The organism is Burkholderia cepacia, from assembly GCF_001039005.1.
Taxonomy (GTDB): Bacteria; Pseudomonadota; Gammaproteobacteria; order Burkholderiales; family Burkholderiaceae; genus Burkholderia; species Burkholderia theae.
Genome location: NZ_LDWR01000017.1, coordinates 182,923 through 197,132, shown reverse-complemented (window position 1 = coordinate 197,132; position 14,210 = coordinate 182,923). Strand labels below are relative to the sequence as shown.

Annotated in this window: 10 protein-coding genes; 3 read left to right on the top strand and 7 right to left on the bottom strand. The window is 68.5% G+C overall.

Features of this window, described 5'->3' with window-relative positions; genetic code table 11:
• Positions 1–45: 45 nt before the first annotated feature.
• Both VL15_RS10900 and VL15_RS10895 read right to left on the bottom strand, forming a co-directional pair.
• The gene (locus VL15_RS10900; RefSeq protein ID WP_048245492.1) at positions 46–1,431 is read right to left on the bottom strand and encodes a cytochrome-c peroxidase; all 1,386 of its coding nucleotides are present in this window, start codon (positions 1,429–1,431) and stop codon (positions 46–48) included.
• Positions 1,428–2,891, bottom strand: coding sequence for a metallophosphoesterase (locus tag VL15_RS10895; RefSeq protein ID WP_048245491.1), 1,464 nt, complete (start codon positions 2,889–2,891; stop codon positions 1,428–1,430). Before VL15_RS10895 ends, VL15_RS10900 begins: the two co-directional genes overlap by 4 nt.
• 167 nt (positions 2,892–3,058) lie before the next feature.
• Here VL15_RS10895 and VL15_RS10890 point away from each other — a divergent pair, with 167 nt between their 5' ends.
• Positions 3,059–3,898 carry a class I SAM-dependent methyltransferase gene (locus VL15_RS10890; protein ID WP_048245490.1) on the top strand — a complete coding sequence of 280 codons (840 nt, stop codon included), beginning with the start codon at positions 3,059–3,061 and terminating at the stop codon, positions 3,896–3,898.
• Positions 3,899–4,000: 102 nt separating this feature from the next.
• Here VL15_RS10890 and VL15_RS10885 read toward each other — a convergent pair whose 3' ends face one another.
• From VL15_RS10885 to VL15_RS10865, 5 genes are all read right to left on the bottom strand, one after another.
• Positions 4,001–4,312: a membrane protein gene (locus tag VL15_RS10885; protein ID WP_048245489.1), complete on the bottom strand. Its 312-nt coding sequence runs from the start codon at positions 4,310–4,312 to the stop codon at positions 4,001–4,003.
• Between the two features lie 61 nt (positions 4,313–4,373).
• Positions 4,374–6,395: a BCCT family transporter gene (locus VL15_RS10880; protein ID WP_048245488.1), complete on the bottom strand. Its 2,022-nt coding sequence runs from the start codon at positions 6,393–6,395 to the stop codon at positions 4,374–4,376.
• Between the two features lie 387 nt (positions 6,396–6,782).
• A complete protein-coding gene (locus VL15_RS10875; RefSeq protein ID WP_048245487.1) occupies positions 6,783–7,970 on the bottom strand; it encodes a porin in 1,188 nt (395 codons plus the stop codon).
• A 114-nt stretch (positions 7,971–8,084) separates the two neighbouring features.
• Complete coding sequence (locus tag VL15_RS10870; protein ID WP_048245486.1) at positions 8,085–10,505, bottom strand: glycoside hydrolase family 31 protein; 2,421 nt, start codon at positions 10,503–10,505, stop codon at positions 8,085–8,087.
• A 27-nt stretch (positions 10,506–10,532) separates the two neighbouring features.
• Positions 10,533–11,804 carry an MFS transporter gene (locus VL15_RS10865; RefSeq protein ID WP_048245485.1) on the bottom strand — a complete coding sequence of 424 codons (1,272 nt, stop codon included), beginning with the start codon at positions 11,802–11,804 and terminating at the stop codon, positions 10,533–10,535.
• Between the two features lie 467 nt (positions 11,805–12,271).
• Here VL15_RS10865 and VL15_RS10860 point away from each other — a divergent pair, with 467 nt between their 5' ends.
• Together VL15_RS10860 and VL15_RS10855 are read left to right on the top strand one after the other, a co-directional pair.
• Positions 12,272–13,216 (top strand): MurR/RpiR family transcriptional regulator, encoded by a 945-nt coding sequence (locus VL15_RS10860; protein ID WP_048245484.1) that lies wholly within the window; start codon positions 12,272–12,274, stop codon positions 13,214–13,216.
• Entirely contained in the window at positions 13,213–14,205 is a 993-nt protein-coding gene (locus tag VL15_RS10855) for an isoaspartyl peptidase/L-asparaginase family protein (RefSeq protein ID WP_048245483.1), read from the top strand. Before VL15_RS10860 ends, VL15_RS10855 begins: the two co-directional genes overlap by 4 nt.
• The last annotated feature ends 5 nt before the right edge of the window (positions 14,206–14,210 follow it).

Below are 14,210 nucleotides of genomic sequence, written 5' to 3'. Positions count from 1 at the left end.
GGCGACTGCAAGCGGGCGCGCGTGCGATTGGCCGTTCGGCCAGGGTCAGCGCGCCGGCACGGCGGCTCCGGTGATCCGTGCGGCGGGAGCAGCAGGCGCGGCGATGCCCGTATAGCGCGCGTCGGTCAGCGTGCCGAGGAATGCGACGATGTCGTCGATTTCCGCGTCGGTCAGCGCGGGCGGCGTACCGGGCCGGCGATTCATCGGCGTCGAATTGACGTTGATGTTGCCGCGATAGGCGGCCGGCACGTCGTCGAACGTCGTGGCGCCGTGGTACCAGAAACCGGGGTCGGTCGAGCGCGTGTTGTAGAACGCGACCGTATCGCGCAGCGTCGTGAACACGCCGTTGTGCATGAACGTCTGCTTGACCGCGACGTTGCGCAGCCCCGGCGTGCGCAGGTAGCCGCACCATTGCGTCGGCTCGGGCCAGCGCAGCCGACGCGCGGTGTCGCACAGCCCATTGTCGAAATGGCGCGGATCGCGGTTTGCCGGCAGCGCGCGATTGCGCGGCACCGCGATAGCGTCATAACCGAAATCGGTGAAGAGCGAGCGCTCCGGGCGGCTCGAGGTCTCCGATAGCGTATGGCAGGTCATGCAGTTGCCCTTGTCCGGATTCCGGAACAGCGCGAGGCCGCGCATCTCGGCAGGCGCAAGCGGCTTGCGCGTGCGCAGGAACGTGTCGAAGCGCGACGTGAACGGCGCCATCTCGTCGCTCTGAAGATAGGCCTCGACGGCCGAACCCAGCGCGCGCACCAGTTGTTCGGGATCGCGCCGCACCGGTGCACCGAAACGCGCGGCGAGATCGGGCGCGAGCTCGGTCGCATCGACCTTGCGCAGCAGCGCGGCCGGCGACCGGTTGTTCATCTCGTTCGAATCGAACAGCGGCCCGCGGATCTGCTCGGCGAGCGTATCCGCGCGGCCGTCGCTGAACAGGCCGCCGAACGGCGACGGCGCGGGCGCATCGTCGTCCTGGTAGAAGTGGCGGCGCGGCACGTAGCGCACATAGAGCAGCGACGGCGCATTGCGCTGGCTGAAACGCCCGTGCCGACTGCCTTCCGGCACGCCGGGCCCCGCGAGCGATGCGGCCGACAGCGTCGGCGCGAACGCGCGGCCCGGATCATGGCAGCCCGCACACGACATGCCGCGCGGCTCGGACAGCCGCGGGTCGAAGAAAATCCGGCGGCCGAGCGCGACGAGCGTCGGGTCGGGCGCGAAGCGCGCGGTGGCCGCATCGATCTTGCCCGTCACCTGCGGCGTGCCGTTGCCGATCGTGTCGACGACGCGCGACGGCGGCGCGCCGGGGAGCAGGACCGTGTCGGCCGGCGCGGCATGGGCCGCGAGCGCCAGGCCGGCGAGCACGGCCGCGGCAAGCGCATGCAGCGTTTGCCGGCCGCGCGCAACGCGGCCGTCACATCGAACCTCGTCACTCACGGCGCAATGAACCCCGTCTTGTCGCAAGCGAGCGTCGTGCCCGACTGGTTGCACGATGCGAGCAGCTTGCCTGCGGCCGAATACGCGCGGAACACCCAGCCCGTCGCCGGTGCGGCGTTGCGCTCCATGATCAGGAAGCCGAAGCTGTTGTTGTGCGACAGCCGCTCGATCACGGCGCCCGGTGCGGGCGTCAGGCCGGCCGGGAACGGGTCGGGCAGCGCGACGTCGAGGTTGTCGCCGCCGTTGCCGGACACGATCGTCGCCGGGTGTCCCGACGAGAAGTTGATCGCCTGGAAGTCGTGCACGTGCCCGTGCAGCGCGACGTGCACGCCGGGCGGGTAGTACGCCTGCGCGTTGAGGCTCGACATCACCGACTGCAGTGCGAGGTTGCCCGGCGCGGGCGTGCTGCCGGCGATCGGTGCGAACGCGAGGATTGGATGATGGTTCGTGAAGATTGTCGTCGTCATGCCGGCCTTCGACGCGAGCGACGCCACCGTCTGGAACTGCTTCTGGTAGATGCGGAATTGCGCGTCGGTCGTCTTGAGCGGCGTGCGGCCGACCTTCGCTGTGTCGAACACGATCACCTGCGAGCCGCTGCCGAGCGACACTGCATACGGCTCGGAGTAGTTCGCGTCGTTGTCGTTGGCCGGATCGTCGCACGAGCGGGCGGCCGAATACGGGCGCGGATCGAGGAAGCGGAACCAGCCCTGGCCGGCCCGCGCGCATTCCTCGTGGTTGCCGCGCACGACGACCCACGGCGCCTTCGCGAGCAGCGGCGCGGCCGGGCGGAACAGGTCGGCCTGCCACGTATCCCAGCCATAGCCCCACGGGCTGTCCTTGCAGCCGGCGATGTCCGGCGGGCATGCATTCTCGCGGTAGTGGTAGTCGCCGACATGCAGCACCAGGTCGGGCGACAGCTTCGCGACGCTGGCCGCGATCGTATCGAGCGGCCAGACCGTCGCGTCGTTGCACGCCTGCCATGCGTTGTCGGCCTTCTTCATCCGGCAGCCCGTGTCGGCGATGATCGCGATGCGCTGCGGCTGCGCTTTCGGCAGCGGCAGCGTGCGGCCCGCGACGCTCGCCGCCTGCGCGTCGGCCGGTAGCGTCGTCTCGCAGACGGACACCGGGAAGCTCGACGGCTTCGAGTCGGACGGATCGCTGGCGGTCGGCCGCTGGGCCACGGTCGCGGCGCCCGCGCGCAGCGTCATGCGCGACAGTTTGCCGTCGACCGTCAGTTGCGGACACAGCGGCTCGCTGGCCGACGCGGGCGTGTAGTTCGTGATGACGCGCGCGATCGCCTGGTTCGCGTCGCCGATCTCGACCCATGCGGCCTGGACGTTGACCGACGCGCTGGCCGGATCGGCCGGCGTATCGATGTGATTCGAACACGCGGAGAGCGCGGCGAGAACAACAAGAGGGGCGCAGCGCACGAGCAGTGCGCGCGGGAAGAGTCGTCGCATGGGAGGCACCGTAGGAAAGTCGTCAACGATACGCAGCACAAATGTAAGAAATATGAAGAGGCCGGGCGCGTGTGGGGCGGGCCCGTCGCTGCCGGGGTCTTGACCTCAAGCCGGCTTGAAGCGGCACAGTCCGGTTCATGATCAATGAACCAGAAGGGGAATCGACGATGGAAACCAACCGGCCCAACGACGAACAATCCGCGCTGTGGAACGGTCCGTCGGGGCGCGCCTGGGTCGATGCGCAGGCGTCGCTCGACCGGATGTTCGCGCCGTTCGAGACGCTGCTCGCGGATGCGGCGGCCGCGTCGTCCGCGCGCAGCGTGCTCGACGTCGGCTGCGGCACGGGGGCGGTCACCCTCGCGATCGCGCGCCGGCTCGGCGCGCAGGCGCAATGCACGGGCATCGATATCTCGGCCAGGATGATCGATGCCGCGCAGGCGCGCGCCGAACGTAGCGGTCTTCACGCCAGCTTCGTGCGCGCGGATGTGCAGACACATGCGTTCGCGCCCGCGAGCGTCGACCTGATCGTGTCGCGCCTGGGTGTGATGTTCTTCGACGATCCGGTGCGGGCGTTCGCGAACCTTCGTCACGCGGCGCGGCCGAACGCGCAGATGCGGTTCGTCGCGTGGCGCAGCGCGGCCGACAACCCGTTCATGACGACGGCCGAGCGGGCCGCCGCGCCGTTGCTGCCGAACCTGCCCGCGCGACGGCCCGGTGCGCCGGGGCAGTTCGCGTTCGGCGATCGGCAGCGGATCGCATCGGTGCTGTCTGACAGCGACTGGGCCGACGTCGAGATCGAGCCGGTCGAGATGGCATGCGTGCTGCCCGAGCCGGCGCTGGACGACTACATCGCGCGGCTGGGCCCGGTCGGGCTGGCGCTGCTGGAGACGGACGACGCAACGCGGCGGCGCGTGGTCGATACGGTGCGCGCGGCGTTCGAGCGGTACATTCATGGCGCGGACGTGTGCTTCGACGCGGCGTGCTGGCTCGTGACGGCGCGCGCGTAACGCGTTGCGATAAAACGGATCGGGGAAGAGGCGGCGGCCGGTCCGCCCGGCGCGTTGCCGTTTGCGCGTGATGATAAAGCCGGGCCGCGCGATGTGCGCGCGTCAGCGTCGCCGCGCGCGCAGCATCAGCCACGCGCAACCGGCGGCAACGAACACGAGGCCGAGCAGGACGGCCTCGACGCCGAGCGCGAAACCGGGCGGCATTTCACCGCTGTTCGGCGCGGGCGACAGGTTGCCGCCCATCGCGATGGCGCCACCTGCCAGCAGTGTCATGCAGACGATCCAGTAGACCTTGCCGCGCGGCGTCGCGGCCCGAATCCGCCACAGCGCGATGCCGGCGCCGCCGAGGTAGAGCACGGCGAGCGTGCCGAGCGCGACGATGTCGGCGGAGCGGCTTTGCAGAAGCCCGCTCATCGTGCGGCCCCGTCGAACGTGGCGGACCGGCGCGGCGCGGTAAAGGCTGCGGCGTGCGCGTTCATTCGGCCTCCGTCGCGTGCCCCGGCGCGCGGCTCAGCAGATGCGTGCGCTTGTCGCCCGCGAGCGATACGTAGCGTTCGTACTGGCGCAGCACGTCGGCGATCACTTCGTCGCCGCGCAGGTATTCGACGTCGTAGCCGAGCCGCCCGTCCTCGAAGAACGTGACGATCCCGTACACGTGTGCCCACGCCGCGTCCGGCTCCGCCGCCTCGCGCACCAGGAACGCGGCTGCGGATTTCACCGTCACGCGCACGCCGTACACGAAATCGCGGTGTTCGGCGGTCGGCACGGTGAGCCGCACGGCGTCGTCGCTGTCGCGCTGCACATGCGCATCGACGCCGCTCGCGCGCAGTTCGTCGGCGACCTTGCGCAGCGCCGGCTCGACCGTCTCGGCGACGAACTGGTGTGCCTCGGCCTCGGTCGTCTGCCGCAGGATGTGCGTCAGGCGGTGACGCCAGTGCTGGCCGGTCCAGAAGGTCGTCGCGGGCGCGACGTCCTGCGAATAGTGCGCGCGGTCGGCGGCGAGCCCGCGCCACAGCCCGTAGCAGAGCGCGAGCATGATGATGGCGACCGGCAGCGCGGCGATCAGCGTCATTGCCTGCAGCGCACCGAGACCGCCGGCGACGAGCAGCACCGCGGCGGTCACCCCGAGCAGCGCGGCCCAGAACAGCCGCTGCCAGACGGGCGAGTGCGCGTTGCCGCGCGTCGCGATCTGGTCGATCACGAACGCGCCGGAATCGGCGGACGTGACGAAGAACACCGCGATCAGCACGATCGCGGCGATCGACAGCCCTTGCGACAACGGCAGGAAATCGAAGAAGCGGAACAGCAGCGCATCGACGCTGGTAGCCGTCTGCGCGAGCGCGCCGGCCGCGCCGTGCGTATCGAGCCAGATCGCGCTGTTGCCGAACACGGTCATCCACACGAGGTTGAACGCGGTCGGCACGAGCAGCACGCCGATCACGAACTGGCGGATCGTACGGCCGCGCGAGATGCGCGCGATGAACATGCCGACGAACGGCGACCACGAGATCCACCACGCCCAGTAGAGGATCGTCCAGCCGCCGAACCAGCCTTCCTCGCGCGGCGACGCATACGCATAGGTGCGGAACGACAGGTCGACGAGATTCGACAGGTACTGGCCGATGTTGTCGCCGAGCGCGCGCAGCAGGAACGCCGTCGGGCCGGCGATGGCCACGAATGCGAGCAGCAGGAACGCGAGCAGCAGGTTCAACTCGGACAGCCGTCGCACGCCCTTGTCGAGGCCGCTTGCGGCCGACAGCCCCGCGAGGATCACGACGAGCGCGACGAGCCCGATGCGAAACGTATTGCTGCCCGTGTCCCAGCCGGCGACGGTATGCAGGCCCGCGCTGATCTGCATCACGCCGTAGCCGAGCGTCGTCGCGATGCCCGCGACGGTGCCGACCAGCGCGAACGCGTCGACGGTATGGCCGATCCAGCCGTTGATGCGCTCGCGCAGCACCGGATACAGCCCCGAGCGCAGCGTCAGCGGCAGGTTGTAGCGAAAGCCGAAGTACGCGAGCACGAGCCCCATCAGCCCGTAGATCGCCCACGCATGGAAGCCCCAGTGGAAGAAGGTCATCAGCATCGCTTCGCGCGCGGCGGCGGGCGTGCCGGGGTCGACGGTCGGCGGTTTCAGGAAATGCTGCATCGGCTCGCCGACGCCGAAGTACATGAGGCCGATACCCATGCCGGCCGCGAACAGCATGGCTGTCCACGACACGAAACTGAATTCGGGTTCGGCGTCGTCGGGGCCGAGCCGGATGTTGCCGAAACCGCTCGCGGCGATCAGCACGAGAAACACGAGGAAGCCGGTGACGGCCAGCACGTAGAACCAGTCGAAACGCGCGACGACCCATTGCTGGCCGGCGGAGAACAGCGCGCCGGCTTCGCTCGGGAGCAGCGCGCACACGACGAGCAGCGCGCCGATGACCGCGAGCGCGGGCAGGACGACCTGCGGCTTGAATGTCGTGCGGGGCGAGGGACGGGAATCTGGCATGGCGGGCATCCAGTTGTGGGCGCAACGAGGCGCGACGCCGCCCGGCGCGCGCGTCGCGCGTCGGACCCTGATACGGCGTGCGTCGAGTGTACCGCGGTGTCAGGACTGCAAGAAGGGGCATGCAGAAGGGATCAATCTGACGAATTGTAAGGTATCGGGGCGATCGAGAAAACCCGCGAGATTTGCGCGGCGGGCGGACGGAACGACGAAAGCGCTGCGGCTGTGGCACAGCGGGCGCCCGGACGGCGCGCGTGAAGTGCGTATCGTCCGGGGCGGGGCAGCGCGCGGAAGGCACTGCCGTGCGGGTTCTCAAGAAAACGCTGGGCCGCCCCAAGTTTTCTTGACCCCCTCGGGGGGCCTGGCGCGAAGCGACAGGTCTGGGGGCGCTCAGAACGTGACGGCGATCCCGGCCATGCCGACGAACTGGCCGTGCGTCGTCGACGGCGTGAGCTGCTGCGAATCGCCGACGATCGGCGCGGCGTCGATGACGTGGCCGGCGCCTTGCGCGCCAAGCGTCTGCCCGCTCGAATGCGTGTACGCCTGCAGTGCGTAGAGCGTCGTGCGCTTCGACAGGCTGTACGACTCCTTCAGCGAATACTGCTGGTAGCGGGCCGCGTTCGGGACGCCGTTCGCTTTCGACGCGAGCGTGTACGCGAACGCGCCGGCCACCGAGAGCGCCGGCGTGAAGCGGTACGCGGCGAGTGCGCCGTAGGTGTTGAACACGGCCGTGTCCGTGAACGCGGAGCCGTTGCCGGGCAGGTACTTCACGTTCGAATAATTGATGCCCATCGTCAGGTCGCCGAGCGTGTAGTTGCCGGCTGCCGCGACCTGCTCGACGGCCTTCGCGGTCAGGTAGCCCTGGTTCAGCACGGACACCGCGAAGCTGCCCGACGGTGCGGTGGCCGGGTTCAGGAAGCCCGCGGACGAGCCCGAGCTGTTGATGCGCAGGTAGCCGGCCGCGATCCCGATCGGCCCGTTCGCGTAACGCAGCGCGGCGCTGAACGTGTTGCCCTTGCCGGTCGCGCCGGCAATGCCGCCGAATGCGTACATCGCGCTCGCGCTCAGCCCGCCGAAGATCGGCGACGTATAGGTGACCGAGTTGTTCACGCGGATCGTCGTGTCGAGGCCGTCGATGTCGCCCGGATGTGCGCCGGTCGCGCCGGTCAGCCAGCTGCTCGACGCGTACGGGCCGACGAACAGGAAGTAGGGCGTGTACTGGCGGCCGGCCGTCACCGTGCCGTAGTGATCGTTGCGCAGGCCGACGAATGCCTGGCGATTGAACATCGTGCCGGCGGCGGCCTGCGCGCCGGTATTCAGGTTGAAGCCGGACTGCAGGTCGAAGATCGCATGCGTGCCGCCGCCGAGATCATCGTCGCCGCGCAGCCCGAACTTCGATGCATACAGGTTGCCGTCGCGCATGTAGATGTTCGAGTGGCCCTGCTGGTTGTTCACGTAAGCGAGCGAATCGTCGACGACGCCGTACAGCGTGACGCTGCTCTGTGCGCGGGCGGCGGTCGAGCCGAGCGATGCGGCCGATAAAATAAGGATTGCAAAGCGGTTGACGGGTACTTTCATTGTGGATCTCCAGATCTCTTCATCAGTTCAACGGGGCGGGAGGCTTGGCGACCTCCTCTGTGGCGGGCGGCGGGCCGCGCGAACGGCCCGCCTGATCGGTACAGTGCTTGCGTATCAGTCGTCGAGCGCGACGACGATGCGGCGCCATGCGCCGTCGGGTGCTTCCTGCTCGACGCGTGCGCCGCGTACGGCGACCGGACCTTGCAGCGACGCGGGCAGCAGAATCTCGACGCGGTCGGCCGGGCGGCCGGGGCGGCCGTCCCAGCGGACCGACACGCCGAGCGTGCCCGACGCCTCGCGGCCGGTTTCGATTCGCCACAGTCCGTATTCGCCGTCGCGCCACGCTTCGGTCTCGCCGTCGTCCTCGACGCATTCGCCGTATGCGACGCCGTCCTCGATGCGCGGCGCGACGATGAAGCCGCGCGTGTCGGCGCGTGCGCCGAAATGCTGTTCCGCGACGTTCAGCGGCAGCACGCGGCCTTCGCGCAGCAGCATCACCGGCGTGTCGAGCGGCGCGGGCAGCGTCACGCTCGTACCGCCGTCGAACGACTGCGCGCTCGCGCAGCACATCCAGCGCGCGCCCGCCGGCAGGTAGACCGTGCGTTCCGTGCGGCCGGGATCGACGACCGGCGCGACCAGCAGCGCGTCGCCGAGCATCATGTCGTCGCACTCGTCGTAGCAGCGCGCATCGCCGGGGAAATCGGCGAAGGTCGGCCGCAGCACGGGCTCGTAGCGCGTCGTCGACAGCCACAGCAGGTGATAGAGGTAAGGCAGCAGCCGGTAGCGCTGCTTGATCAGCGACGCGACCTGCGCGGTGACTTCCGGATACATCCACGGCTCGTTGACGGTGCCGTCGTCGTTCCACGAATGGATGCTGAAGCGCGGCATGAAGATGCCGAACTGCACCCAGCGCAGCAGGAGCTCGGGCGACGGCGCGGGCCCGGAGAAGCCGCCGATGTCGTGGCCGATGTTCGATACGCCCGACAGCGCGAGCCCGAGGCCCATCTTCAGGTTGTAGCGCAGCGTTTCCCACGACGTATAGTTGTCGCCGGACCACGTCTGCACGTAGCGCTGCATGCCGGCGCCGCCGGAGCGCGAGACGAGGAACGGCCGCTGCGCCGGCGCATGCGCGCGCTGCGCTTCGCGCGACGCTCGCATCATCAGCATCGTCTGCAGCACCTTCGCCTCACGCGCGGGGAACGGCTGGCCGAAGCCGTGCGCGATCGCGTCGGGCGACCAGATCTCGTATTCGTTGTTGTCGTTCCAGGTCGACTCGATCCCGTATTCGAGCAGGGCCGACGTGACCTGCTCGCGCCACCAGCGGTACGCGTCCGGCTGCGTGAAGTCGAGATACGCACCGACTTCATCCCAGAACTGCACCCACGCAGGCTCGCCGGACGCCGAGCGGATCAGCAGCCCGCGCCTGGCGGCATCGTCGAACGCGGGATGGTCGCGCAGCAGGCACGGCTTGATGTTCGCGCACAGGCGGATGCCGTGGTCGCGGTAGTGCTTCACGAAACCCTTCGCGTCGGGAAACTTGTCGCGGTTCCAGTTGAACACGTAGCGCTTCGCGCCGATCGACGTATAACCCGACGACAGGTGGAACGAATCGCACAGGATGTCGTGCGCGTCGCACTGCTCGACGAACTCGTTCATTTGCTGCTGCGCGTCCGGCGCATCGGTGTAGCTCATCGTCGAGCCCGAGTAGCCGAGCCCCCATTTCGGCGTGCGCGCGGGGCGCCCGGTGAGCCACGTGAAGCGCCGCGCGGCTGCGAGCGGCGTGTCGGGCGACGCAATGAAGTAGTAGTCGAGATCGCCGTGCTCGGCGACGAAATAACGGTACGGGCCGTGATAGTTGTCGAGCTCGCGACCCATGTCGAACGCGCAGTCGGACAGCGTGTCGTAGAACAGCCCGAACCCCTGGCACGCGTCGGGCGACCACGTGATGTAGAACGGGATGTGCTTGTACAGCGGATCCGTGTGCTTCGCGCTGTAGCCCATCGCGTCGATGTTGCGCATCTCGAAGCGCGCGCCCGTGCGGTCCAGGTCGCCCGCGCGTTCGCCGAGGCCGAACACCTTGTCGCCGCGCTCGCGAGCGACGTAGTGATACGCGCGATCGTCCCACCAGCCGAAGTTGACCGCCTGCGTCGCACGGTCGGCGAGCGCGACGCGCCACGTGCCGTCCGCGCCGCGCATCGACCACGTGCAATGGCCGCCTTGCCAGCACACCGCGAGCCGGATCCGCGCGGTTTCGATGCGCAGGCCGTCGTCGTCTTCGGCGAGTTCGTAGGCGGGCAGCGCGAAGCCATCCAGGTCGAGGCGGTCGCGCCCGTCGAGCGGCACGTCGTCGAGGCCGGGTGCGATCGTCCACGTACGCGGGTTGCGTGCCGTCGCATCGGGCAGCACGCGAACACGCACGATGTCGTCCTCGAGCACGAAGATCTCGAGGGTCGCGCCCGCATCGGACGCGAGCAGCACGCGGTTCGCGTGCCGGCCGGCGATGCGGAACACGGGCGGATGAAGAAGCGAGGTCATGAATGCGATTCCTGGTAAGAGCGAATGTCAGGCGTGCCGTGCGAGCAGGCGTTCCTGCTTCGACTGCCCGCGGATCAGCACCGCGAGCAGCGTGACGCCGATGATGTCGAACAGGCCGAGGCACGCGAACAGCGGCGCATAGCCGATCTTGTCGGCGAGCGCGCCGACCAGCAGCGAGAAACCGAGCCCGCCGATCCACGCGGCCATCCCGGCGAAGCCGCTCGCGGTGCCGACTTCCTCGGGATCGAACACGTCGGCCGACAGCGTGTTGACGAGCGCGGAGATCATCTGATGCGCGAAGCCGCCGACGCAGAACAGCGCGATGGCCGTGTACGGCGACGATACGAGCCCGATCAGCGCGGGACCGAGCATCAGCACCGCGCCGAGCGCGACGCCGGCGACCCGCGACCAGATGAGCGGCAGGCTGAACCGTTTGGCGAGATACGGCGACAGGTAACCACCCGCGATGCCGCCGGCGTCGGCCGCGAGAAACGGCATCCACGCGAAGATCGCGATCTGCGTGAGCGGCATGTGGCGCTCGGTCGCGAGGTACAGCGGAATCCAGAAGCTGAAGGTTTGCCACGCAGGTTCGGCGAAGAAGCGCGGCAGCGCGATGGCCCAGAAGCGCCGCGCGGTGACGACGTCGCGAATGCGGCGCTTCGACACGGGCGGCATCGTCGCCTGGCCGTCGCGGATCAGCGCGCGCTCCTGCGGCGTGATGCGCGGATGATCGGCGGGCGACCGATATTGCGTGTACCACAGCGCGGCCCACACGAACCCGAGTGCGCCGGTGGCCATGAACGCGGCCTGCCAGCCGAACCGCATCGACAGGAACACGACGAGCGGCGGCGCGATCGCGGCGCCGAGCGACGTGCCCGCGTTGAAGTAGCCGACCGCGACGGATTTCTCGCGATCGGGAAACCATTCGGCGACGGCCTTCATGCCCGACGGAATCGCGGCGGCCTCGAACAGCCCGAGAAAACCGCGCAGGATGCCGAGCGACAGCCAGCCCGACGCGAAGCCGTGCGCGACGCCGACCACCGACCACAGCATCGCGAACAGCGCGAACCCGAGCCGTAGCCCGATCAGGTCGACGACGAACCCGCACACGGGCTGCATGATCGTGTAGCCAATCTGGAATGCACCGACGATGTACGAATACTGCTGCGTCGAGATCGCGAACACGTGCTTCAGCTCGGGGGCGAGCACCGCGAGGGAGTTCCGTGCGAGGTAGTTGAGGATCGTACCGAGACATACGAGCACGATGATCCACCAGCGCAACGCCTTGACTGTCTTCACTGCTGTCTCCTGTTGGGCAGGGCGGGCATGCGCGCCCGCCTGATCCATGCAAGCCGTCCGGTCAGGCCGGCTTTTTCGGCTTATTCATATGATGTCCGATCTTAATGGACACCGGTTTTGCCGGTTTATATCGAAATTACGCTGTTCGAGCGAACATTTCGTGGTCGTCGGACGTGGATGTTATCTGATGACTGATCATTTTCGAGCATCCTATGTTCGAATTCGAATCCGGTCAACGTGAATTTGCATTCGAACGAACATGATCGGGGTTTTCCCGATACCAGGGCGGCGGCGGCGCGCGGAGATGCACGCCGGTCGCGCGCGGGATGCCCATGCAGCGGGGCTGTGCGACGACCGGGCGATCTGCAGGCGCGGCATGAGGCGCGACAACCCCGGTGAAAATTTATTTTTTTCTTGGTCGCTTATTGTGTAAATTCATTTTCATCCACCTTGCAACGACCCTTCGCATGACGCCTCTCGTTTCACACGACGCCAGTCACGACGAACCCGCGATCGCCGAGCGGATCGCGTCGGCGATGCCGTTGATGACGCCGATCCATCGGCGCATGGGCGAGTTCGTGCTTGCGAATCCGTTTCGTGCGGCGACGATGCGCATCGACGAACTCGCGCAGGCCGTGAATGCATCGATCGCGACCGCGAACCGTTTCGCGAAGGCGCTGGGCTTCGACGGTTATCCGGCGATGCGCGCGGCGCTCGTGCGCGGGTTCGAGGCGACGCTCGGGCCGGTCGAACGGCTGCGCTCGGCGCAGGAGCAGGAGCCCGGCGTGCGCGGTGCCGCATGGATCGACGCGGTGTTCGACCAGGCCGTCGCGAATATCGAGAACACGCGCGTGCAACTGGACGCGGCCGATGTCGAGGCCGCGGTCGAGGCGATCGTCGGCGCACGGCGCGTGCTGATCCTCGGCGCGGGGTCGAGCGCGTTTCTTGCCGGGCTGATGGAGCACGGGTTGTCCGTGTGTCACGACAGCGTGCAGTCGCTCGCGCTGCTCGGTGGCCCGTCGCACGCGGCGCGACGCCTGTATACGGCCGACTCGCGCGATCTCGTGATCGCGCTCGCATTTCCGCGCTACGTGAAGGACACGATCGAGCTGGCCCGCCGCGCGGCGGCGCGCGGCGCGCAGGTGCTCGGCATTTCCGACGGCCCGCAATCGCCGCTCGCGCCGATCGCGTCGCTGAACCTGTACGTCAAGGCCGAACGGCGCTTCGCGGCCACGTCGGAAGCGGCCGTGCTCACGATGATCGAGGCGCTGATCGATGCGGTCGCGCTGCGCACGCACCGGTCCGCGAAGTCCGCTGCCGAGATGACCGAATTCCTGCTGCCGTGGCTGATGCAGCCGCAAGCGGCGCTGCCGGCCGCCAACCCTTCTTCCTCTCGTCCGAAAAAATCATGACTTCATCCGCGATCGTCGCGATTCACGGTGGCGCAGGCACGATCCTGCGCAATGCGATGGATACCGACACCGAACACCGGTACCGTGCCGAACTGACCGCGATCCTGCAGGCCGCGCAGCGGGTGCTGGCCGACGGCGGCAGCGCACTCGACGCCGTCACCGTCGCGGTGCGGATGCTCGAGGATTGCCCGCTGTTCAACGCCGGGCACGGCGCCGTCTATACGGCCGACGGCACGCACGAACTCGACGCGGCGGTCATGGACGGCGCGACGCTCGGCGCCGGCGCGATCTGCTGCGCGACGCGCGTGCGCAATCCTGTGCTCGCCGCACGGCGCGTGATGGAAGCGAGCGAACACGTGATGTTCGCCGGCGCGGGCGCCGATGCGTTCGCGGCCGCGCAGGGGCTCGAACTCGCGGAACCCGGCTACTTCGACACCGAAGCGCGTCATGCGCAATGGATCAAGGCGCGTGCGGCGGCCGGCCCGATGCTCGACCACGATGCGGCGACGCTCGCGTTCGGCGGTTCGCAGCCGCAGCCGGCCGAACCGCTCGATCCGGACCGCAAGCACGGCACGGTCGGCGCGGTCGCGTGCGACCTGCATGGCCACATCGCGGCGGCGACGTCGACCGGCGGCATCACGAACAAGCAGCCGGGGCGTGTCGGCGATTCGCCGATCATCGGCGCGGGCTGCTATGCGGACGATGCAACCTGCGCGGTGTCGTCGACGGGCACCGGCGAGATGTTCATCCGGCTCGCGACCGCGCATGATGTTGCCGCACAGATCGCGTATCGCGGCGCGTCGCTCGCCGACGCCGCGCACGACGTCGTGATGAACAAGCTGCCGCGCCTGGCGGGCCGCGGCGGGCTCATCGCGGTCGATGCGCACGGCAACGTCGCGATGCCGTTCAACACCGAAGGGATGTACCGCGGCTACGCGCGCGTCGGCGAAGCGCCGGTCGTCGGCATTTACCGCGACGACGCGGCCTGATTCCG

Excerpts from the sequence above, each read along its gene's own strand:
- VL15_RS10855 (WP_048245483.1), top strand. The coding sequence starts at position 13,213 with ATGACTTCATCCGCGATCGTCGCGATTCACGGTGGCGCAGGCACGATC.
- VL15_RS10885 (WP_048245489.1), bottom strand. The coding sequence starts at position 4,312 with ATGAGCGGGCTTCTGCAAAGCCGCTCCGCCGACATCGTCGCGCTCGGC.
- VL15_RS10860 (WP_048245484.1), top strand. The coding sequence starts at position 12,272 with ATGACGCCTCTCGTTTCACACGACGCCAGTCACGACGAACCCGCGATC.
- VL15_RS10880 (WP_048245488.1), bottom strand. The coding sequence starts at position 6,395 with ATGCCAGATTCCCGTCCCTCGCCCCGCACGACATTCAAGCCGCAGGTC.
- VL15_RS10890 (WP_048245490.1), top strand. The coding sequence starts at position 3,059 with ATGGAAACCAACCGGCCCAACGACGAACAATCCGCGCTGTGGAACGGT.
- VL15_RS10875 (WP_048245487.1), bottom strand. The coding sequence starts at position 7,970 with ATGAAAGTACCCGTCAACCGCTTTGCAATCCTTATTTTATCGGCCGCA.
- VL15_RS10870 (WP_048245486.1), bottom strand. The coding sequence starts at position 10,505 with ATGACCTCGCTTCTTCATCCGCCCGTGTTCCGCATCGCCGGCCGGCAC.
- VL15_RS10895 (WP_048245491.1), bottom strand. The coding sequence starts at position 2,891 with ATGCGACGACTCTTCCCGCGCGCACTGCTCGTGCGCTGCGCCCCTCTT.